This is a genomic window from Roseisalinus antarcticus (assembly GCF_900172355.1).
In the GTDB taxonomy this organism is placed as follows: domain Bacteria; phylum Pseudomonadota; class Alphaproteobacteria; order Rhodobacterales; family Rhodobacteraceae; genus Oceanicola; species Oceanicola antarcticus_A.
Genome location: NZ_FWFZ01000020.1, coordinates 65,180 through 84,446, shown reverse-complemented (window position 1 = coordinate 84,446; position 19,267 = coordinate 65,180). Strand labels below are relative to the sequence as shown.

Genomic DNA, 19,267 nt, shown 5'->3' with positions numbered 1-19,267 from the left:
GAACCCGTCCCGATGACACCCCTCGACCTCTCCTACGACCACAGGGCCCTCAACGGCGCAGACGCCGCAAAGTTCACAAAAAAACTCACACAACTCATACAAAAACCTGAAAGAATAATGGTCTGAGATGATATCGATCGACCTCTCCGGACAGACTGCGCTGGTCACCGGCGCAAGCCGCGGGATCGGGCAGGCCATCGCCCTGGCCTTCGCCCGGGCCGGGGCCGACGTGGTGGGGATCGGCACCAGGATCGAGGATCAGGACGGCGGCCTCGGCGCCGAGATCGCGGCCCTCGGGCGGCGCTTCATGCCGATCAACTGCGACCTGTCGGACCGCGACCAGATCGGGCAGATGCTGCAGAGGATCGACGAGGCCGGGACAGAGGTCGATATTCTCGTGAACAATGCCGGCATCATCCGCAGGGCGCCGGCCACCGACCACCCCGACAGCGATTGGGACGATGTCCTGGCGGTGAACCTCGACGCCCCGTTCATCCTCGCCCGCGAGCTTGGGCGCAGGATGGTCGACCGGGGGCGCGGCTCGATCATCTTCGTTGCCTCGATCCTGTCGTTCCAGGGCGGCATCACCGTGCCCGGCTACGCGGCGAGCAAGGGCGCCATCGCACAGCTGACCCGGGCGCTGGCCAATGAATGGGCCGAGAAGGGCGTCAACGTGAACGCCATCGCGCCCGGCTACATTGCCACCGACAATACCGCCGCCCTGCAGCAGGATCCCGAGCGGACGGCCGCCCTGCTGGCCCGGGTGCCCGTCGGGCGCTGGGGCGAGGCCGACGAGATCGCGGGGCCCGTCGTCTTTCTGGCCAGCGAACACGCGCGGTTCATCCACGGCACGATCCTGCCCGTGGACGGGGGCTGGCTCGGCCGCTAGGGCGCCCGCGGCTCAGCCCGGATAGGCATCGGGGTCGAGCGCCAGGGCGAGGTCCGTCAGCCGATCCGTCAGGCCCTGCCGGCAGACCTTGCCGCCAAGACAGACCCGCACGGACTCTGTCGCCGGCCCCGAAACGGTGAATGCGTCCGAGGGGATGACGCCTGTCTCGGTGCCTGACATGCGGCCGACGATCTCGGCCCGGCTTCGACCCTCGGGCAGGTGCAGCCAGACATTGAAGGCCGACGGATCGGCATCCATCTCGAACCGGCCCAGCGCGGTGCGGGCGATCTCTTGCCTCGCCGCGGTCTCGTTGCGGATAAAGCGGCGGATGCTGTCCGCGGTGCCGTCCTGGATCCAGCGCGTGGCCAGCGCCATGGACAGCGCCGGGGGCATGACCGCGATCGCCTTCATCGACTGCGCCAACCGCGCCGCGGCCCGCGCATCGGGCGCCACGGTAAAGGCCAGGCGCAGCCCCGCGCCGATGCATTTGGCCAGCCCACCGATATGCCAGGTCAGATCCAGCGCCAGCGTCGCCATGGGCGCGGGCGGATTGGCCGGAATGAAGCCATAGGCATCATCCTCGATCAGCGGCAGGTGGTCGCGAACCAGCACCTCGGCGATCTCCTGCCGGCGGGAAAGCGGGATGGTCCGGGTCGTGGGATTGTTCAGCGTCGGGTTGAGGTAGAGTGCGCGGGGCGAATGCTCGTCGATCGCATCGGCCAGCGCGTCGGGCAGGATGCCGTCGGCATCGCCGCGCAGCCCGACCAGCGTCAGCCCCAGCCGGGCCGCGATCGCCCGCACCCCGGGATAGGTGATGTCCTCGGACAGGATCACGTCGCCGGGCCGCGCCAGCAGCAGCAGGATCGACAGGATCGTCGGGTGGGCGCCCGGCGTGATCGCGATCCGCTCGAGGCTGGGCACCATGCCGCGCATGGACAGCCAGGACGATGCCGCCTCCTTGTCGGCCGTGCCGCCGGTGGAGGATTGATAGCGCAACAATGCGATCAAGTTCGTCGAAACCGTTTGCAGCCCGTCCTGCATCTTTGCCAGCAGGTCTGGGTCGTCGGGCTCCGGTGGCAGGTTCATCGTCAGGTCGCGGTCGTCCCGGCGGCGGTTTTCACGGTCCTCTCGCCCGGCAGGACCGGCGGCGATGGAGCTTCCCCGGCCCGCGTGGCATTCGACCAGGCCCGCGGATCGTGCCGCCGTCAGGGAAACTTCGCTGCGGTCATCTCGACCTCCACGAGAAATTCGGGGCGGGTGAAGCCACTGACGATCACCAGGGTCGAGGCCGGTTCATGTCCGCTGTCGGCAAGCCAGATGTCCCGGGCCCGCATGTACTCGGCCATGTAGTCCCGGTCGGTCACGTAGGCGCTGACCCGGATCACGTCACGCGGCCCCATGCCCGCCTCGGCGAGGATCGCGCCGCAGCTGCGCAGGCACAGCATGGCCTGGTCGAACGCGGTCTCGGGCACGTCGCCGTCCTCGGCCAGGCCAAGCTGGCCGGAGGTCATCACCAGCCGCGCCTCGGGTGGCACCTCGATGCCGTGCACGTATTTTCCGAACGGGGGGTGAACGCCGGCCGGCGTGAGTTTCCGCAGCATGTCGCGTCCTACAATTGCGGGTCAGTTTCTCTCATTCGCGCCCGAAGGCGTCCAGCAGGCCGCCGCTTGCCCCACCCAACTTGTCGCCGCCGGCGCTATTAGGCAGCAGAGAATGCCGGTGGAGGTATATTTTTTGTGCATATCCCACTTTACGTGCATTGTATCCATGGCCTGCGTTCCTCAACGCGCCGGACTTGGGCTCAATCGACCTTGGGACATCTTCCGGGAGACATCGAATGACCAATTTCAGACCGATCGACGGGGTGCGGGCCGCGGGCCTGCTTGCGGTTCTGGCCGGGCCGGCCTTCGCGCAGAACGTCGAGATCACCTACGGCACGAACTGGGTTGCGCAGGCCGAACACGGCGGCTTCTACCAGTCGGTCGCCGACGGGACCTATGCCGATTGCGGCGTGGACGTCACGATACTGTCCGGCGGCCCCCAGGTGAACAACCAGGCGCTGATGCTGGCGGGTCGGATCGACCTCTACATGGGCGGGCACCTTGACGCCTACTTCGCCGTCGCCAATGACCTGCCGCTGATCAACGTCGCCGCGTCGTTCCAGAAAGAGCCGCAGGTTCTGCTGACCCATCCCGGCCGCGTCGAGGATTTCGCCGGCATGACCGACCTGACCATGATCGTGCAGGACGGCGCGGTCTATTACGAGTGGATGAAGGCCGCCTACGGTTTCAGCGACGATCAGCGCCAGCCCTACACGTTCAACTCCGCCCCGTTCATCGTGAACGAGGACAGCGCCATGCAGGGCTACCTCAGCTCCGAGCCCTTCGCCGTCGAGCGCGAAACCGGCTGGGCGCCGGATGTCCACCTGATCGCCGACGCGGGCTACACCTCATACTCGACCACGATCCAGGGCACCAAGCAATTCGTCGAGGAGAACCCCGAAGCCGTGCAATGCTTTGTCGATGGCACCGCGATCGGCTGGTACAACTACCTCTACGGTGAAAACTCGGCCGCCAACGAGATGATCCTGGCCGACAATCCGGACATGACCCAGGAGGCCATCGACTACGCCGTCGAGAAGATGATCGAATACGGGATCGTCGACAGCGGCGATGCGCTGGAACTGGGGATCGGTGCCATGACCGACGCCCGGATGGAGGATTTCTACACCAAGATGGTCGAGGCCGGTGTGCTTGAACCGGGCCTGGATTACCAGGCTTCCTATACGCTCGATTTCGTCAACAAGGGCGTCGGCATGGAGCTGCGCCCCGAGTGATCCGACACCATTCGCGGCCGCCGGTCGGGGTGGCCGCGCCCCTCCTCCGCGAGATTTGGGCCGCCGATGAGTTCTCACGACCGGATGATCAAACCGCTTGGACAGCGCGAGACCGTGTTGCGGATGCAGGAGGTCGACAAGACCTTCAACGGCGGTGTGGTGGCGTTGCGCAGATTGTCGCTCGACGTCAACCAGGGCGATTTCATCTCTCTGCTCGGCCCGTCGGGCTGCGGCAAGTCCACCGCCCTGCGCCTGATCGCCGGATTGATGAGCCCGACGCTGGGCCGGATCACCTGGGAGGGTGGCCAGGGCCAGGACGACCTAGGCGTCGTGTTCCAGGAACCGACGCTCATGCCCTGGGCCACGGTGGCCCGCAACGTGCATCTGCCGTTCCGCCTGCGCGGGCAGAGCTATGCCGCGGTCAAGGACCGGATCGAGGAGGCGCTGTCGCTCGTCGGGCTCGAAAAGTTCTCCAACAGCTATCCGCGTGAATTGTCGGGCGGGATGAAGATGCGCGTCTCGATCGCCCGCGCCCTCGTCACCAACCCGCGCGTCATCCTGATGGACGAGCCCTTTGCCGCGCTGGACGAGATCACCCGGCAGAAGCTCAACGACGACCTGCTGTCGCTGAAGGCCAAGACCGGCGCCACGGTCGTCTTCGTCACCCATTCGGTGTTCGAATCCGTCTTCCTGTCGGACCGGATCCTGGTCATGGCTGCCCGCCCCGGCCGGATCATCAAGGAAATCATCGTGGATGCGCCCTATCCTCGCGGGATCGAATGGCGCACGGCCCCCGAATATTCCGCCATCGCCCGCGAGACCTCGGACACGCTGCACGGGGCGCTCGCCCCGGGAGAGACCCACTGATGAGCATCGCAGACAGCCCCCGCACGAAATCCGCCGTGACCGCCAACGAAACAGGCGGCGGCCCGCTTTTCGACGCCGAGGAAGAGCGCCGCGCCAGGGCCAGGCGGGTCGAACAGATCGCCCGCTGGGTCCTGCCGGCGCTGGTGATGGCGCTGGCGATCTGGTTCTGGGACCGCATCGTCGTCTGGAACGAGATCCCGCATTACGTGCTGCCGGGGCCGGGCCTCGTGGCCAAGACACTGGTGCAGGATTGGGGCACGCTCAGCCAGGCGCTGGTGGTGACGCTCAAGATCACGGCCATGGCGCTTGCGGTCGCGGTGATCGGGGGCGTGGGGCTCGCGGTGCTTTTCACCCAGAGCAAGTTCGCCGAGATGTGTTTCTCGCCCTTCGCGGTGATCCTGCAGGTGACGCCGATCGTGTCGATCGCGCCGCTGATCTTCATCTATATCGAAAGCCGTCTCGTCGGCCTGCTGCTCTGCGCCTGGATCGTGGCGTTCTTTCCGATCCTCGCCAACACCACGCTGGGGCTGAAGTCGGCCGACCACAACCTGCGCGACCTGATGACCATCTACCGCGCCTCGCGCTGGCAGCGGCTGCGCTTTCTGCAACTGCCCTCGGCCCTGCCCTATTTCCTGGGCGGTCTGCGGATCGCCGGGGGGCTCGCGCTGATCGGCGCCGTGGTGGCGGAATATGTCGCCGGCACCGGCGGCATCGGCTCGGGGCTGGCCTTTCGCATCCTCGAAGCGGGCTACCGGCTGAACATCCCCCGAATGTTCGCGGCGCTTCTGCTTATCGCGCTGACCGGCGTGGTGATCTACATGACGACATCGCTCATCAGCCACCTTGCCCTGCGCAAATGGCATGAGAGCGCCCTCAAGCGAGACTGAAGAATGGCAATTCCCAAGATCCCCGATGGCCCCGTCCGACTGGAAGGGCTGCACGTTCCGGGGTGCCTTGTCGGCTCCGATCAGGAGCTGGCGAAGATCGACCTGACCATCGTGGACGGCAAGATCGCCGGGACCGGCGCCGAGGCCGCCATCGACATGGCCGGGGCGATGGTGTTTCCGACCTTCGTCGACATGCATACCCATCTCGACAAGGGCCACATCTGGCCGCGTTCGCCCAACGCGACCGGCACGTTCGACGGTGCAATCAACGCCGTGCGCGCGGACAGCACCTCCCGCTGGGCGGCCGAGGATGTGCGGGCGCGGATGACCTTTGCCCTGCGCTGCGCCCATGCGCACGGGACCGGCGCGATCCGGACCCATCTCGACAGCCACCCGCCGCAGGATGAAATCTCCTGGGCCGTGTTCGACGAGGTCCGCGCCGACTGGGCCGACCGGATCGCCCTGCAGGCCGCCTCGCTGGTGTCTTGCGACTATGTCCTGGAGGACTCCTTCCCGAACACCGCCGCGATCGTCGCCTCGAAAGGCGGCGTGCTGGGGATGGTCACCTACCCGAGCGGGAACCTCACCGCGCAGATCGACCGCTTCTTTGCCGTCGCGATGGACAAGGGGCTGGAGGTCGACTTTCACGTCGACGAGACCCTCGACCCCGGCGTCAACACCCTGCGCGACCTGGCGCAGAAGGTGATCGACACCGGCTATGACCGGCCGGTCACCGTCGGCCACCTCTGCTCGCTGTCGGTGATGCCCGAGGCCGAAGCGCTGGAGACACTGGACCTGGTCGCGAGGGCCGGGCTCAACGTCGTGAGCCTGCCGATGTGCAACCTCTACCTGCAGGACCGCCACCCGAACCGCACGCCCCGCAAACGGGGCATCACCATCGTCCACGAGATGGTCGCGCGGGGGATCCCGGTCTCGTTCGCCTCGGACAACACCCGCGACCCGTTCTATGCCTATGGCGATCTGGACATGATCGAGGTGATGCGCGAGGCGACCCGGATCGGCCACCTCGACCATTCGGACTACCCCTGGACACGGGCGTTCCTGGCCAACCCAGCCGCCGCCTGCGGGTTCGAGGCGCCGTCGCTGGCGCCCGGTGCGCCCGCCGATCTGGTGATCTGCAACGCGCGCAATTTCAACGAGCTTCTGGCCCGCCCGCAATCCGACCGCGTCGTTCTGCGCAAGGGCGTCCGGATCGACACCACCCTGCCCGACTACGCGGAACTTGACCCGCTGATGAGGACCGCATGACCCCGAATATCGACGCCGCCATCGCCGCCCTGTCGCATCTCGACATCGACACCAAGCCCGCCTCGGTCAAATCCAAGAGCCGCGATTTATTCTGGTATTCGCCGGTGCTGAAGGCGCGGCTGGATCATCTGGTCGCCGATTTCGCCGTCTCTCCGCGGACCGAGGCCGAGGTCATCGAGGTGCTCAAGGTCTGCTACGCCCACGACGTGCCCGTCACCACGCGCGGCACCGGCACCGGAAACTATGGCCAGGCCGTGCCCCTGGCCGGCGGCTGCATCCTGCACCTCAACAAGATGGACGCGATCCGCGAAATCCACCCCGGCCGCGCCATCGTCGAGCCGGGCTGCCTGCTCAAGGACATCGACGGCGCGTGCAAGGCCGACAGCGGGCAGGAGCTGCGGATGTTCTCGTCGACCTGGGCCACGGCCACGATCGGCGGCTTCGTCGCCGGCGGGTCGGGCGGTGTCGGCTCGGTCCATTGGGGGGCGCTGCGCGATGTCGGCAACATCATCCGCCTGCGCGTCGTGACCATGGAGGCCGAGCCCCGCGTCCTCGAGATCGCCGGCGAGGACCTGCACCGGGTCAGCCACGCCTACGGCACCAACGGGATCATCACAGAGATCGAGATCCCGCTGGCCCCGGCCTATGACTGGGTCGGCCTGTTCCTGACCTTCGACAATTTCACCGAGGCGCTGCGCTATTCCTACGCGCTGGCCGCCAGCGACGGCCTGCTGCTGAAGCTGGTCACCGTGTTCGAGGCCCCTATCGCCCACGATTATTTCCAGCGGGTCAAACCCCACGTGACCCCCGGCCAGGTCGTGGTCGCGCTGATGGTCGCCCCCCATGCGATGCCCGGGTTCGAGACCTTCACCAAGGCCTGGCCCAATGCCGAGGTCATCTATCGCTCGGACAGGTCCGACTGGCCCCGCGACCCCGGCCTGGTGTTCGAATACGGCTGGAACCACACCACCCTGCGGGCGCTCAAGGTCGATCCGTCGATCACCTATCTTCAGGTCGGCTACGGCACCGACGATCCGATCGGCCTGATCGAACGGGTGCGGGCCAAGTTCTCGCCCGAGGTCCTTCAACATATCGAGGTCACCCGGCAGGGCGGCAGGATCGGCATGGGGGGCCTCAGCCTGGTGAAGTTCACGACCGAAGAGCGGCTGGACGAGATCGTCCGGATCCACGAAGAGATGGGTGCCCCCAACTTCAACCCCCATCGCTATACGCTGGAGGAAGGCGGGCGGCAGGCCGTCGATGCCCGACAGCTGGAGTTCAAGCGCGACGCCGACCCCAAGGGCCTGCTGAACCCCGGCAAGATGATCGCCTGGGACGATCCCGACTGGGGCTACGACCGGATGTATGCCTGGCCGGGCATCAAGAGCGCGGCCGAGTAGCATGCCTAAGGCGCTGGTTGTTTTCTCCCATCCTTGCGACGAGAGTTTTTCGTCGGCCCTGCACAGCGCCACCGTCGTCGCCCTCACCCGCGGCGGCTGGGAGGTGGACGATTGCGACCTCTACGCCGAGGGCTTCAGCCCGGTCCTGACCGCGCAGGAACGCCGCGATTACCACAACACCGAGGTCAACACCGCCCCGGTGCAGGGATATGTCGACAGGCTACGGGCGGCCGACGCTCTGGTCCTGGTGTTCCCGGTCTGGAACTTTGGCTATCCGGCGATACTCAAGGGCTATTTCGACAGGGTTTTCCTGCCGGGCGTGTCGTTCACCACGAACGACGGCGGGCTGAAGCCCTGCCTGGACAACATCCGAAAGGTCGCCGCCGTCACGACCTATGGCGCGACGCGCTGGCGGGCCTTCCTGGCCGGCGATCCGCCGCGCAAGCTCGTGACCCGGGCCGTCTGGGGCGTGACCAAAGCGCCGAAAGTCCGCTATCTCGCGCTCAACGACATGAACAACGCAGGCCAGCCAGAACGCGCCGCGTTCCTCGCCCGCGTGACGTCCGAGATGGAGCGGTTCTGATGCGCGCCCTCGTTGTCTATTGTCACCCCTCGCCCGCCAGCTTCAACGCCGGCGTCCGCGACCTTGTGCTCGAAAAGCTCACCGCCGCGGGGGCCGAGGTCCGCCTGCGCGACCTCTATGCCGAAGGGTTCCAGCCCGTGCTAACGGATGCGGAGTGGACAGGCTACCTCGACACGCCCGCCAACCGAGCGCCCGTCGACGACCATTGCAAGGACGTGGAATGGTGCGACACGCTGATCTTCGTCTACCCGACCTGGTGGTATGGTCATCCGGCGATGCTGAAAGGCTGGCTCGACCGGGTGCTGCTGCCCGATGTGGCGTTCCACATGCCCAGCGCCGAGAACCGGACCATCCGCCCTGGTCTGCACCATATCGGGCGGCTCGGCGTCTTCACCACCTGCGGCGCAAGCTGGTGGCTGACCCGGTTCGTCGGTGCGCCGGGCCGGCGGCAATTGCTGCGCGGAGTCGGCTTGTTGTTGCGGCCCCGCGTGCGCAAGGTCTTTGCCGCGCATTACCTGATGGACAGCTCCACCCCCGAAAGCCGGCGACGGTACCTGACCCGCGTCGGCACGGCCATGGACAGGCTCATCAAATCCGCGGAGCGACACACAACGACCACGCAAGAGGCTGCACAATGACTAGACGGCTGGACTGGAAAGACTTCCGCGCCCCCGAATACCAGGACATCGACCCGATGAAGACGATCGCCATCCTGCCCGTGGCGGCGATCGAACAGCACGGGCCCCACCTGCCCGTCGGCACGGATACGATCATCAACGAGGGCCTCGTCACGCTGCTGAAAGAGCGCTGCCCCGAGGATCTGGACCTGCGGATCCTGCCGCTGCAATGCATCGGCAAATCCAACGAGCATCTCTGGGCCGCCGGCACCCTCACGCTGACCGCCGAGACCGCCCTGAAGGCCTGGGTGGAGATCGGCCTCTCCGTCGCCCGCGCCGGCATCCGCAAGATTGTCATCCTGAACAGCCACGGCGGCAACGCCGACCTGATCTCCATCGTGTCGCGGGAATTGCGGGTGCAGGCGGGGATGTTCTGTGTCCGCCTTGGCTGGGGCGCCTTCGGCACCCCCGAGGGGCTCTATTCGCAGCAGGAGAAAAGCTTCGGCATCCACGGCGGCGACGCCGAGACCTCGCTGGTCCTGCATTTCCGGCCCGATACCGTCGACATGGACGCGGCGGAGGATTTCCGCTCGACCGCCGAGACCGGCGCGATCCCTCCCATTGGCGGGGTGGCCTATGGCTGGATCGCCTCGGACCTCAACCCCAGCGGCACGGTGGGCGAGGCGCATCTCGGCACCGCCGAGAAAGGCCGGGCGACCGCCGAGAAGATGGTGACCGACGTGCTCGGCCTGCTGGGCAAGGTCGAGGCGCAAAGCCTCGATGCTTTCAAACTGGTCCGCCCCGAGGTCTGACGAAAAGCCACGTCAAAGCCCCGCGCTCGCCACGGCTGAAACTTCATAAGTCATTGTATTATTTATATTTATTCTTGCGAGCTCCTCGTCCACATGGCACCCTTCAGGCTCAGATTCATCCGGGCCGAAGGGGGCTGCCATGCGCTATGAAACGATCCTGTATGAGAAGGACGAGACCGACAGCTTCGCCACGATCACGATGAACCGGCCCGACAAGATGAACGCCATGAACAAGGCCATGGTGCGCGAGATAAACGCCGCCGTGGCCGAGGCGGCTAGGGACCCCAAGGTCAATGCGCTGGTCCTGGTCGGCGCGGGACGCACGTTCTCCGCCGGCTACGATCTTCAGGGGGCCGACTACGACGTCGATATCGAGACCTGGCAGGACGACATGTCCGAGAACGCCGAGGCGCTGCTGAACATCTGGCGGGCACCGATCCCGGTCATCGCCTCGGTGCATGGCTACGCGCTCGCCGGTGCGCTGGAGATGATGATGGCCTGCGACCTGACCGTCGCCGCCGACACAGCGAAGTTCGGCGAGCCTGAGGTGCGGCACAATTCCGGCCCGCCCTCGCTGATGATGCCGTGGCTGATGGCCTCGCGCGATGTCCGCTGGCTGATGTATACCGGCGATCTGGTCGACGCGGACGAGGCGCTGCGGATGCACCTGGTGAACAAGGTCGTCCCCGAAGCCGAGCTTGCGGCGGCCACGGACAAGCTGGCACGGAAACTGGCGCGGATGCCGGTGCCGGCGATCAAATACGCCAAGGCCTCGATCAACAATCAGCAGGTCGCGGCGGGGATGCTCGCCTCGTTCCAGTACAACGTGGGCGCGATTTCGGCGCTGCATGTGTCGACCAAGGGCCGCGAGTGGATGGCCAATCTCGCGACGATGAGCCTGAAAGAATACCCGGCCTTCCGCGACGGCCCCTTCGAGGGCTTCGACATCTGACATCGGCCGGCGCGGACCGGTCATTGCGCCCGCAGCGCGGCCAGTGCGCTCGCGTAGCGGGCCATGGCCTCGGCCTTGACCGGGCCGAAGCCGCGCACCATCTGCCCCAGCTCCGCCGTCTCGACCGCGCGGGCGTGGGTTTCGGCGGTCAGCTCCTGCGTCAGCGCTTCGGCAAGCGCCCGGAACTCTCGCGCCAGCCTCCGCTCCGCCCGGCGCTCCGCGGTATGGCCGAACGGGTCGAACGGTGTCCCGCGCAGCTCTTTCAGGCGCACCAGCACCGCAAAGGTCCAGCGGGCAGAGCGCCCGAGGGCGATCTTGCGCGGCCGCCCGGTGCGCCCGTCCCGCCCCAGCGGCAAGAGCGGCGGCGCCATGTGAACGCGGGGCGCCGCGTCGCCGCCGAAGGCCTTGGCGAGCTGCGCCCGGAAGGCGTCGCTTCGATAGAGCCGCGCGACCTCGTATTCGTCCTTGTAGGCCATCAGCCGCAGCCCGGTCACGGCGACGGCGCGGGTAAAATCCTCACCCAGCCCCTGCCCGACTTCCGCCGCGCGGGCGGCCTCGACCAGTCTGCGCCAGCGCCCGGCGATCCGGCGGTTCTGCCAGGCCTCCAGGTGGGCCACGCCGCGGGCGATCAGCGCGTCCAGCGTCTCGGAGCCCGAAGGCACCGGTCCGAGCACACCCTCCAGCGCGGCCGGATCGGTGGCGGACCACCGTCCAAACGCGAAGGCCCGCAGGTTGGCTTCGCCCGCGCGTCCGGCGCCGATGGCGGCCTCCATCGCAGGCCGGCCGACAGGGATCAGGCCGCGTTGCCAGGCATGGCCGAGCATCACCATGTTGGCGGCAATCGCGTTGCCCAGCAGCCCTTCGGCGGCACGGGTGGCCGGAACGTCATGGCTCTGCCCCGGCGCCATGGCCCGCAATGCGTCGAGGATCGCGCCGCTGTCCGCCGCGCGCCCGCCGGACCGGGCGATGGCGGCCGTGGGCGGGATATGGGTATCGGCCAGCACGCGGGTCCGCCCGGCGGCCAGCAGCGGCGCGACCTTGGCCCCCAGCGCCGTCACAGGGTCGAAGGCCAGCAGGACATCGGCGGCCCCGGGCGCGATGCGCGGCGCGTGCAGGCGTTCACCGCCGTCCGCGAGGCGCAGGTGCGAGACAACGGCGCCATTCTTCTGGCTCAACCCGGTCTCGTCCAGGGATTGCAGGCTCAGCCCCTCGAGCCCGGCCGCCCGCGACAGGATGTGGCTGACGGTGATGACGCCGGTGCCCCCGATCCCGGCCAGCACGATGTTGGTTGCCGCGCCGGCGGCGGGCACATCCGGGTCGGGCAGTGCGCCGAAATCGGGCAGGGTCGCGGCGGCGGGCTTGCGCGGGGTGGCGCCCTCGATCGTGACGAAGCTGGGGCAGAACCCCTTGAGACAGCTCAGGTCGACATTGCAGGTGGATTGGTCGATCCGCCGTTTCGGGCCCCAGACGGTTTCGACCGGCTCCAGCGCGATGCACCCGGACTGGACCGCGCAATCGCCGCAGCCTTCGCAGACCGCCTCGTTGATGAAGGCGCGGGCCGTCGGCGCGGGCCGTCGGCGCGGGATGGGCGCCGGTCTTGCGGCGGCGGCGCTTTTCGGCGGCGCAAGACCTGGTCGTAGATGATGACCGTGACGCCCTTGACCCTGCGCAGGTCCCGCTGCACCGCGTCGAGCAGGTCGCGGTGATCCAGCGACACGCCCCCGGGCAACTGACCCGCGAGGCGTGCGGGCTGTTCGGCGACGACGGCGACCCGGGCGGCGCCCTCGGCCAGCATCTGCGCGGCGATCCGCGGAACCGTCAGCGGGCCGTCATGGGGCTGGCCGCCGGTCATCGCCACGGCATCGTTGTAGAGGATCTTATAGGTCGCGTTCACGCGCCCGGCGATGGCCGCGCGGATCGCCAGCACGCCGGAATGCTCATAGGTGCCGTCGCCCATGTTGACGAAGATGTGCTCTTCGGAGCTGAACGGCGACAGCCCCAGCCACGACACGCCCTCGCCGCCCATCTGGGTGAAGGTCGAGGTGTTCCGGCCCGGCGCGTCGATCATCATCATGTGACAGCCGATGCCGGTCGTCGCCCGGCTGCCCTCGGGCAGGCGGGTCGATGTCGCGTGGGGGCAGCCCGCGCAGAAATAGGGCTCTCGCGTGCGGGCGGGGGCGGGGGAATGCGGCAGCGGTGCCAGCCCCTCCCGCCGCGCGGGCGGCAGCAGCGCAAGGATCGCGCGGGCGACGGCCAGGGGGCCAAGCCCGCCCGTGGCAGGCAGAAGCGGGGCACCGTCCGGGCCGGTCTTGCCGGCGATCGCGGGGCGGGTGTCGGCCGGCAGATCATAGAGCAGCGCACGGGCCTGATCCTCGATCAGCCCGCGCTTTTCCTCGACCACCAGCACCCGCTCGGCCCGCGCCGCGAAGGCCGCGAGCCCCGCCGGCTCGACCGGCCAGACCAGCCCCAGCTTGCGCAGGGCGATGCCCGCTGCGGAGGCCGTCTCCTCGGTCAGGACGAGCAGGGCCAACGCCTCCAGCACGTCGAGCCAGGACTTTCCCGCCGCGACGATGCCGAGCGCCGCGGGGCCTTGCGCACCCGTGTCCCGGGCCAGCCCGTTCAGCCGGGCGAACTCCTGCGCGATCTGCAGCTTGCGATAAAGCCGCGCCTCTTGCACCGCGGGCGTGTCGCCCGCCCGCAGCCCGAGCGTGCCCGCCCCTTCGGGCAGCACCACCTCTCGCGACAGGGGGGCCAGCGCCACGCTGGCGCTGCTCTCGACCAGTTCGGTCTGGCATTTGAACCCGACCCAGGCCCCGGACGCGCGGCTCATCTCCCAGCCCAGCAGGCCGAACCGTGCGTAATCCTGCACCCCGCCCGGCGCGATCACCGGGATCATGGCCGCGATCATGTCGTGTTCAGTCTGGTGCGGCAGCGTGGACGAAACCGCGAGATGGTCGTCCCCCATCAGCGCCAGCACCCCGCCGCGCGGGTCGGTGCCGGCGGCGTTGGCGTGGCGAAAGACATCCATCGCCCGGTCGACCCCGGGGCCCTTGCCATACCACATGGCAAAAATCCCCTCGACCGACATGGTCCGAGGATAAAGGCCCGATTGCTGCGTGCCCCAGACTGCGGTCGCGGCAAGATCCTCGTTCAGCCCGGGCCGCGCGACGATGCCGGCCTCGGCAAAGGCCTCGGCCCGCCGTTCCAGGGCGCGGTCGAACTGGGCCAGCGGCGAGCCCCGATAGCCCGAGACATAGCCGCCTGTCCGCATCCCACGGGCCGCATCGTGGGCGGCCATCAGAAGCGGCAGCTCCGCCAGGACCTCGGTGCCGGACATCACCCGCATCCCGGGCACATCGAAGCGTTGTGCGAGATCGCTCATGCCGGGGCGTCCTCCGGCGGCATCACCCGCCCGGGGTTCAGGATGTGACGGGGATCGAAGGCGGCCTTGAGCCGCCGCATCGTCGCGATCTCCGCGGGCGTGCGGAACAGCGAGAGCCAGGCCGTCTTCTCGCGCCCAAGCCCGTGCTCTGCCGACAGCGCACCGCCCTTGCGGGCCACCGCGTCATAGACGATCCGGCCGACCGCCTCAGGGGCCTGGGTCGTCACGATGTAGTGCAGGTTGCCGTCACCGAGATGGCCGAAGACCCAGGGCCGCGCTGTCGGGTCGACCCGTGCCATGGCGTCCTCGGTCTCGGTCAGGAACGACGGCAGGGCGTCGGCGGGCAGGCCGATGTCGAAGCCGTAGGTGTCATGCATGGCAAAGACCGCCTCGGACAGCGTCTCGCGGAACCGCCAGAACGCCGCCTGTTCGCGCCGGTTCTGGGCCACCACCGCCTCCAGGATCAGCCCGGCCTCGATCGCCTCGGCCAGCACCGACTCGAACAGATGGGAGTCGCCCGGCCCCGAGGCCTCTACTTCGATTATGGCGTAGGCCCTTGCCCCTCGGGCACCGGCGACACCGCGCCGAATGCGCAGGCGGCGGCATGGACGCGCGCTTCGATGAACTCGAAGGCCGACAGGCGCCGGCCGAAGCGGGCCTGCAGGGATTGCAACACGCCGCGCGCGTCCACCAGGCGCCCCAGGGCGCAATAGGCCATGGCAAGGTCGGCCGGTTCCGGCGACAGCGCCAGCACCGCGCGGGTCACGACGCCCAGCGTCCCTTCGGTGCCGATGAACAGGTGTTTGAGGTCGGTTCCGGTATTGTCCTTCACCAATGTGCCCAGCCGCGACAGGATCGTGCCGTCAGCCAGCACCGCCTCGAGCCCCAGGACATGCTGGCGCATCATGCCGTGGCTGATGACGCGGATTCCGCCCGCGTTGCAGGCGATCACCCCGCCGATCGTGGCGCTGCCCCGCGACCCGATGTCGATGGCAAGGCGAAGGCCGCCGGCGCTGGCTGCCTCCTGCACCCGCTGCAGGGTCACGCCTGCCTCGGCGATGATCGTCGATGTCAGCGGGTCGGCCTCGGTCAGGTCGCGCATCCGCTCCAGCGACAGGGCGACCTCTCCCTCGCGCGGGCTTGCGCCACCGGCCAGCCCGGTGCGCCCGCCCTGCACCACGACCGGGCGTCGCAGGTCGTTGCAGGCCGCCAGCATGAGCGCGACCTCCGCCGTCGATCCGGGCCGCAGCAGCACGCCCGGTGTCATCGACATGTCCCGCGCATGCCCCGCGCCCACATCCGCGCCAAGGCGAAGGGCGCCGGGCGGCAATCCGGAGAGCGCATCGAGCAGAGGGTCGGCACGCGCCGTCATGTCGCCTGCGATCCGTCGGGCGACAGGCGCAGATACTCGGGCAGGCGCACGCGCAGGGATTGCCAGGCATTGCGCACCATCTCTTCGGTCACAGCATGGGCCCGGTCGCCATCGCCCGAGCGGATCGCCGCGATCAGGGCCGCGTTGGATTCCAGCAGCATGGTCAGGGTTTCAGGCGAATGCTGATAGACCAGATAGCGGTAGCGCCGCGCCGACAGGTTCACCTCTCCAAGCAACCGCGCAAGGACAGGGTTCGGATTTGCGCCGTGCAGGCTGTCCATCATCGCGAGATTGGCGGTAAAGCAGGCCTCCACGTCGCCGGTCTCCTGCGCTTCTGCCATCGCGACGAGGCGGGAGAGCAACCTCTCGGCCACCTGCGGGTGGCTCGGATGCTCGGCCACAAGCGCCGCGGCCCGGGCCTCCAGCGGGATGCGGCAGGTGGTCAGGTCATCGAGGTTCTGCACCGACATCGGCGCGACGAAGACCCCGTACCGCGGCCGCCGCTTGGCAAGCGACCAGAACTCCAGCAGCCGTAGGGCCTCGCGCATGGGCGAGCGCGACACCCCGTGGCGGTCGCAAAGCTCGGTCTCGACCAGTTTTGCGCCCGGCGGCGGTCGGAGGCGGATGATCTCGGAGGCAAGATGCCGGGCGACGTCCTCCCCCAAAGGGGCTCGGTCGGCCAGGTCGGGAAGTGTCGCGGCAAGCATATCAGAACCTTTTGACCTGAAGGCCCAGCAGCCGGTCGGAGACGACGATCACGACCAGCGACAGCAGGATCGAGAAGGTCGAGACCGCCGCGGCCTCGGGCGTGAAGTTGAACCGCAAATAGTCATAGAGCTGGATCGGCAAGGGGGCCGTGCCGGTCCCCTTGAGCATGAACGAGATGCCGAACGTGTCGAACGAGATGATGAACGCGAAGAGCCCGCCCGAGATGATCCCCGGCTTGGCCAGCGGCAGGGTGATCCGCCGGAACGCCCGCCACCGGCTCGCCACCAGCGAGCGGGCCGCAAGCTCGGTCGTCGGGTCCAGCCCCTGCAGCGAGGTGGTGACGTTGAGGAACACGAACGGCAGCGTCATCAGCACGTGCCCGGTCAGCAGCGCAAGGTAATGCCGCGTGCCCACCCCGATCTCGTAAAAGAAGAACAGAAGCGCGATCGCCGTCAGGATCTCTGGCAGCAGCAGCGGCAACAGCATGCCAAGATGGACGATGTCGCGGTCGCGGCCCGCGTGCCGCACGTAATAGAGCGCGGCCAGCGTGCCGATCACCAGCGAGATCGCCGTCGCCGTCACCGCGAGGATGGCCGAAAAGCGGATCGCGCGGAGGAAGACTTCGTTGTCGAGAAACACCAGGAACCAGCGCAGCGACAGCCCCTGCGGCGGGAAGGTCAGGAAGTTGCCCGCGTTGAACGAGGCCAGCACCACCACCAGGATCGGCGCCAGCAGAAAGACGTAGATCGCCACCAGGAAGGTGTTCGCCAGGATCGTGCCTGCCCGCGTCATAGCCACCTCGTCCGTGTCAGCCGGCCGAAGACCAGCACGCAAAGCCCCGCCGCCAGCGACAGTGCAAAGGCCAGCGCGGACCCGAAAGGCCAGCGGTATTGGTCGATCAGGATATCAACCACCAAGAGGGTCGAGGTCTGGACCCGCATGCCCCCGATCAGCGCCGGTGTGACATAGGCCGAGACCGCCAGCACCAAGACCAGCACCACCCCCGACCGGATCCCCGGCAGCGCCAGCGGCAGGGTGATCCGCCGGAACACCGTTGCCCGGCGTGCGCCCAGCGACCGCGCCGCCGAGCCCACGGCCGGGTCGATCCCCTGCAGCGCCGAGAGGATCGGCAGCACCATGAACGGCAGGAACACGTGGGTCAGCGCCACGATGATGCCGAAGCTGTTGTACATCAGCGGCAAGGGGCGCTCGATCAGGCCCAGCGCCTTGAGGCTCGCGTTGATGACGCCGACATTGCCCAGCAGGATCGTCCAGCCGTAGCTACGCACCACGATCCCGACCAGCAGGGGCGAGACCACCAGCCCGTAGAGCAGCCCGCGCATCGCCGGCCGCGCCCGGTGGATCTGCATCGCCAGCGGCAACCCAAGCAGCAGACAGGCCGCCGCGGTCACCCCGCCCAGCCACAGCGTGTCGAAGAGCGTGCCATAGTAATAGGAATCGGTGGCCAGGTCGACGTAGCTCGCCGTGGTGAAGCCGTCGCCGTAGGGGGTCGTGTCGGACGGTGCGCGAAAGCTCATCACCAGCACGTTGATGTAGGGCAGCACCACGAAGAAGAAGATCATCGCCGCTGCCGGCAGCATCAGCAACGACGTGGGCGGCCGGCGGATCATGCGCCCTCCAGCGGCCAGAGCCGGTCCGGGTCGAACCGGAGGCCCACGGCGGTGCCCGGCGCCCAGTCCTGCGCGGTCGAGGCGTGGACGGCGATCTCTCCGGCATCCGAGGCGATGCGGTAATCCATATGCCCGCCGTTGAAATAGCGCGACAGGATCTTGCCGGGCAGATGCACGCCGTCGGCATCGGGTGCCACGATGTCGATCTGTTCGGGCCGCGCCATCAGGCGGGTCGCGCCGCCCGCGTCCAGCCCCGGCACCTCGACCACCGGCGCACCCGGGGCAAGGCGCAGCCGCCCCGGCCCCTCGGACAGGGCCCTGAGGATGTTGGCATTGCCCACGAACCGCGCGACCGCCTCGCTTGCCGAACGGTCGTAGACCTCGCGCGGGGGGCGGCCTGGGCGATCCGGCCCGCGAACATGACGACCACGCGGTCGGACATGGTCATCGCCTCGCTCTGGTCGTGGGTGACGTAGACGGTCGTGATCCCGACCCGCTGTTGCAGATCGCGGATGAAGGTGCGCATCTCGTCGCGCAGCTTTGCATCGAGATTGGCCAGCGGCTCGTCCAGCAACAGGATCTTGGGCTCGATCACCAGGGCGCGCACCAGCGCCACGCGCTGTTGCTGCCCGCCCGACAATTCGCTGGGATAGCGGTCGGCATAGGGCACGAGCTGCACCATCTCGAGGGCCGCATCCACGCGCCGCGCCATCTCGGCCCGGCCGACCCTCCGCATCTCCAGCCCGAAGGCGAGGTTGCCGCGCACGGTCATGTGTGGAAACAGCGCGTAGGACTGGAACACCATGCCGATGTCGCGGTCCTCGGGCAGGTCGCCGCTGATGTCGCGCCCGTCGAAGGCGATGGTGCCCGACGTGATCTCCTCGAACCCGGCGATGCACTTGAGCGTCGTGGACTTGCCACAGCCCGACGGCCCCAGCAGCGACACGAACTGCCCGTCGGCGGCAGTCAGCGTGAGGTCGTCCACGGCCAGCGCGTCGCCATAGCGCTTGACCAGCGACGTGATCGAAACTTCAGCCAATGAGACGTCTTTACTGGACAGGC

Annotated in this window: 22 protein-coding genes; 11 read left to right on the top strand and 11 right to left on the bottom strand. The window is 68.0% G+C overall.

From position 1 onward, the window contains the following. Window positions 1-12: 12 nt before the first annotated feature. Together ROA7023_RS25495 and ROA7023_RS16375 are read left to right on the top strand one after the other, a co-directional pair. Complete coding sequence (locus tag ROA7023_RS25495) at window positions 13-126, top strand: 2-oxo acid dehydrogenase subunit E2 (protein ID WP_234992007.1); 114 nt, start codon at window positions 13-15, stop codon at window positions 124-126. Window position 127: 1 nt separating this feature from the next. Then, window positions 128-889, top strand: a complete 762-nt coding sequence (locus ROA7023_RS16375; protein ID WP_085880112.1) for an SDR family oxidoreductase — start codon at window positions 128-130, stop codon at window positions 887-889. A gap of 12 nt (window positions 890-901) precedes the next feature. Here the strand turns inward: ROA7023_RS16375 and ROA7023_RS16370 are convergent, their stop codons facing one another. Both ROA7023_RS16370 and ROA7023_RS16365 read right to left on the bottom strand, forming a co-directional pair. Continuing rightward, entirely contained in the window at window positions 902-1,975 is a 1,074-nt protein-coding gene (locus ROA7023_RS16370; RefSeq protein ID WP_143535602.1) for an aminotransferase-like domain-containing protein, read from the bottom strand. A gap of 119 nt (window positions 1,976-2,094) precedes the next feature. Continuing rightward, window positions 2,095-2,490, bottom strand: a complete 396-nt coding sequence (locus ROA7023_RS16365) for a RidA family protein (protein ID WP_085880110.1) — start codon at window positions 2,488-2,490, stop codon at window positions 2,095-2,097. A gap of 236 nt (window positions 2,491-2,726) precedes the next feature. Between ROA7023_RS16365 and ROA7023_RS16360 the strand changes: the two genes are divergently transcribed. From ROA7023_RS16360 to ROA7023_RS16320, 9 genes are all read left to right on the top strand, one after another. Further along, window positions 2,727-3,725: an ABC transporter substrate-binding protein gene (locus ROA7023_RS16360; RefSeq protein WP_085880109.1), complete on the top strand. Its 999-nt coding sequence runs from the start codon at window positions 2,727-2,729 to the stop codon at window positions 3,723-3,725. 84 nt (window positions 3,726-3,809) lie between these two features. Continuing rightward, a complete protein-coding gene (locus tag ROA7023_RS16355; protein ID WP_234992273.1) occupies window positions 3,810-4,592 on the top strand; it encodes an ABC transporter ATP-binding protein in 783 nt (260 codons plus the stop codon). Further along, on the top strand, window positions 4,592-5,479 hold the full coding sequence (locus ROA7023_RS16350) for an ABC transporter permease (RefSeq protein WP_143535601.1): 888 nt from the start codon (window positions 4,592-4,594) through the stop codon (window positions 5,477-5,479). The genes ROA7023_RS16355 and ROA7023_RS16350 overlap by 1 nt, the downstream gene beginning before the upstream one ends. A gap of 3 nt (window positions 5,480-5,482) precedes the next feature. After that, window positions 5,483-6,748 carry a cytosine deaminase gene (locus ROA7023_RS16345; protein ID WP_085880107.1) on the top strand — a complete coding sequence of 422 codons (1,266 nt, stop codon included), beginning with the start codon at window positions 5,483-5,485 and terminating at the stop codon, window positions 6,746-6,748. Continuing rightward, a complete protein-coding gene (locus ROA7023_RS16340; RefSeq protein ID WP_085880106.1) occupies window positions 6,745-8,148 on the top strand; it encodes an FAD-binding oxidoreductase in 1,404 nt (467 codons plus the stop codon). Before ROA7023_RS16345 ends, ROA7023_RS16340 begins: the two co-directional genes overlap by 4 nt. Before the next feature lies 1 nt (window position 8,149). Further along, a complete protein-coding gene (locus tag ROA7023_RS16335; protein WP_085880105.1) occupies window positions 8,150-8,731 on the top strand; it encodes an NAD(P)H-dependent oxidoreductase in 582 nt (193 codons plus the stop codon). Beyond that, window positions 8,731-9,369 carry an NAD(P)H-dependent oxidoreductase gene (locus ROA7023_RS16330; protein ID WP_085880104.1) on the top strand — a complete coding sequence of 213 codons (639 nt, stop codon included), beginning with the start codon at window positions 8,731-8,733 and terminating at the stop codon, window positions 9,367-9,369. The genes ROA7023_RS16335 and ROA7023_RS16330 overlap by 1 nt, the downstream gene beginning before the upstream one ends. Beyond that, window positions 9,366-10,160 carry a creatininase family protein gene (locus ROA7023_RS16325; protein ID WP_085880103.1) on the top strand — a complete coding sequence of 265 codons (795 nt, stop codon included), beginning with the start codon at window positions 9,366-9,368 and terminating at the stop codon, window positions 10,158-10,160. Before ROA7023_RS16330 ends, ROA7023_RS16325 begins: the two co-directional genes overlap by 4 nt. A gap of 139 nt (window positions 10,161-10,299) precedes the next feature. Continuing rightward, window positions 10,300-11,112, top strand: a complete 813-nt coding sequence (locus ROA7023_RS16320) for an enoyl-CoA hydratase/isomerase family protein (protein WP_085880102.1) — start codon at window positions 10,300-10,302, stop codon at window positions 11,110-11,112. Between the two features lie 20 nt (window positions 11,113-11,132). Here the strand turns inward: ROA7023_RS16320 and ROA7023_RS16315 are convergent, their stop codons facing one another. From ROA7023_RS16315 to ROA7023_RS24840, 9 genes are all read right to left on the bottom strand, one after another. After that, on the bottom strand, window positions 11,133-12,422 hold the full coding sequence (locus ROA7023_RS16315; RefSeq protein WP_159458550.1) for a DUF6537 domain-containing protein: 1,290 nt from the start codon (window positions 12,420-12,422) through the stop codon (window positions 11,133-11,135). A 107-nt stretch (window positions 12,423-12,529) separates the two neighbouring features. After that, complete coding sequence (locus tag ROA7023_RS24495; protein ID WP_159458549.1) at window positions 12,530-14,494, bottom strand: hypothetical protein; 1,965 nt, start codon at window positions 14,492-14,494, stop codon at window positions 12,530-12,532. Beyond that, complete coding sequence (locus tag ROA7023_RS23925; protein WP_234992276.1) at window positions 14,491-15,036, bottom strand: FAD-binding oxidoreductase; 546 nt, start codon at window positions 15,034-15,036, stop codon at window positions 14,491-14,493. Before ROA7023_RS23925 ends, ROA7023_RS24495 begins: the two co-directional genes overlap by 4 nt. After that, entirely contained in the window at window positions 15,036-15,866 is an 831-nt protein-coding gene (locus ROA7023_RS23920; RefSeq protein ID WP_143535599.1) for an FAD-binding oxidoreductase, read from the bottom strand. The genes ROA7023_RS23925 and ROA7023_RS23920 overlap by 1 nt, the downstream gene beginning before the upstream one ends. Beyond that, the gene (locus tag ROA7023_RS16300; RefSeq protein WP_085880100.1) at window positions 15,863-16,573 is read right to left on the bottom strand and encodes a GntR family transcriptional regulator; all 711 of its coding nucleotides are present in this window, start codon (window positions 16,571-16,573) and stop codon (window positions 15,863-15,865) included. Before ROA7023_RS16300 ends, ROA7023_RS23920 begins: the two co-directional genes overlap by 4 nt. Window position 16,574: 1 nt before the next feature. Continuing rightward, entirely contained in the window at window positions 16,575-17,366 is a 792-nt protein-coding gene (locus ROA7023_RS16295) for an ABC transporter permease (RefSeq protein WP_085880099.1), read from the bottom strand. Then, window positions 17,363-18,205, bottom strand: coding sequence for an ABC transporter permease (locus ROA7023_RS16290; RefSeq protein WP_143535598.1), 843 nt, complete (start codon window positions 18,203-18,205; stop codon window positions 17,363-17,365). The genes ROA7023_RS16295 and ROA7023_RS16290 overlap by 4 nt, the downstream gene beginning before the upstream one ends. Continuing rightward, window positions 18,202-18,474 carry a TOBE domain-containing protein gene (locus tag ROA7023_RS24845; RefSeq protein ID WP_234992272.1) on the bottom strand — a complete coding sequence of 91 codons (273 nt, stop codon included), beginning with the start codon at window positions 18,472-18,474 and terminating at the stop codon, window positions 18,202-18,204. Before ROA7023_RS24845 ends, ROA7023_RS16290 begins: the two co-directional genes overlap by 4 nt. Beyond that, on the bottom strand, window positions 18,429-19,244 hold the full coding sequence (locus ROA7023_RS24840; protein ID WP_234992271.1) for an ABC transporter ATP-binding protein: 816 nt from the start codon (window positions 19,242-19,244) through the stop codon (window positions 18,429-18,431). The genes ROA7023_RS24845 and ROA7023_RS24840 overlap by 46 nt, the downstream gene beginning before the upstream one ends. Window positions 19,245-19,267: the final 23 nt, after the last annotated feature.

What these genes read in the sequence shown, in the direction of transcription:
- ROA7023_RS16345 (WP_085880107.1), top strand. Translation starts at nt 5,483, where the DNA reads ATGGCAATTCCCAAGATCCCCGATGGCCCCGTCCGACTGGAAGGGCTG.
- ROA7023_RS16355 (WP_234992273.1), top strand. Translation starts at nt 3,810, where the DNA reads ATGATCAAACCGCTTGGACAGCGCGAGACCGTGTTGCGGATGCAGGAG.
- ROA7023_RS16295 (WP_085880099.1), bottom strand. Translation starts at nt 17,366, where the DNA reads ATGACGCGGGCAGGCACGATCCTGGCGAACACCTTCCTGGTGGCGATC.
- ROA7023_RS16360 (WP_085880109.1), top strand. Translation starts at nt 2,727, where the DNA reads ATGACCAATTTCAGACCGATCGACGGGGTGCGGGCCGCGGGCCTGCTT.
- ROA7023_RS24495 (WP_159458549.1), bottom strand. Translation starts at nt 14,494, where the DNA reads ATGAGCGATCTCGCACAACGCTTCGATGTGCCCGGGATGCGGGTGATG.
- ROA7023_RS16290 (WP_143535598.1), bottom strand. Translation starts at nt 18,205, where the DNA reads ATGATCCGCCGGCCGCCCACGTCGTTGCTGATGCTGCCGGCAGCGGCG.
- ROA7023_RS16300 (WP_085880100.1), bottom strand. Translation starts at nt 16,573, where the DNA reads ATGCTTGCCGCGACACTTCCCGACCTGGCCGACCGAGCCCCTTTGGGG.
- ROA7023_RS16335 (WP_085880105.1), top strand. Translation starts at nt 8,150, where the DNA reads ATGCCTAAGGCGCTGGTTGTTTTCTCCCATCCTTGCGACGAGAGTTTT.
- ROA7023_RS23920 (WP_143535599.1), bottom strand. Translation starts at nt 15,866, where the DNA reads ATGACGGCGCGTGCCGACCCTCTGCTCGATGCGCTCTCCGGATTGCCG.
- ROA7023_RS16375 (WP_085880112.1), top strand. Translation starts at nt 128, where the DNA reads ATGATATCGATCGACCTCTCCGGACAGACTGCGCTGGTCACCGGCGCA.
- ROA7023_RS16320 (WP_085880102.1), top strand. Translation starts at nt 10,300, where the DNA reads ATGCGCTATGAAACGATCCTGTATGAGAAGGACGAGACCGACAGCTTC.
- ROA7023_RS16340 (WP_085880106.1), top strand. Translation starts at nt 6,745, where the DNA reads ATGACCCCGAATATCGACGCCGCCATCGCCGCCCTGTCGCATCTCGAC.
- ROA7023_RS16330 (WP_085880104.1), top strand. Translation starts at nt 8,731, where the DNA reads ATGCGCGCCCTCGTTGTCTATTGTCACCCCTCGCCCGCCAGCTTCAAC.
- ROA7023_RS16365 (WP_085880110.1), bottom strand. Translation starts at nt 2,490, where the DNA reads ATGCTGCGGAAACTCACGCCGGCCGGCGTTCACCCCCCGTTCGGAAAA.
- ROA7023_RS16350 (WP_143535601.1), top strand. Translation starts at nt 4,592, where the DNA reads ATGAGCATCGCAGACAGCCCCCGCACGAAATCCGCCGTGACCGCCAAC.
- ROA7023_RS16370 (WP_143535602.1), bottom strand. Translation starts at nt 1,975, where the DNA reads ATGAACCTGCCACCGGAGCCCGACGACCCAGACCTGCTGGCAAAGATG.
- ROA7023_RS16325 (WP_085880103.1), top strand. Translation starts at nt 9,366, where the DNA reads ATGACTAGACGGCTGGACTGGAAAGACTTCCGCGCCCCCGAATACCAG.
- ROA7023_RS25495 (WP_234992007.1), top strand. Translation starts at nt 13, where the DNA reads ATGACACCCCTCGACCTCTCCTACGACCACAGGGCCCTCAACGGCGCA.